At 50.9% G+C, this 230-nt stretch carries 1 protein-coding gene; it reads right to left on the reverse strand.

The window, feature by feature from the left end; translation table 11 throughout:
• Positions 1-230: hypothetical protein (locus ACSNOK_RS36630; protein ID WP_436784951.1), on the reverse strand; the 230-nt coding region annotated here is incomplete at both ends.

The following is a 230-nucleotide window of genomic DNA, read 5'->3' on the forward strand; positions in this document are numbered from 1 at the left end:
TCCACTGCCCGGCCGAACGAATTCATCACCAGCTGGAACACGTCTTCGCTATTGGTTTGCATTAAGCGTTTTTGGGTATTGCTGTAACGCTTTTCCAGGATCTCTTTCGCTTCATCCAGCTTTTTGCCAGTCAGCTTCAGATTCAACAGGTCAAACTTGACTCTCTGCCGCCATAACTCATCCAGCTCGGCAGTATCGACCGGCCAGGCCGCATCTTCACGATCGTAGAC

The organism is Streptomyces sp. URMC 126 (genome assembly GCF_051386555.1).
Classification (GTDB): Bacteria; Actinomycetota; Actinomycetes; order Streptomycetales; family Streptomycetaceae; genus Streptomyces.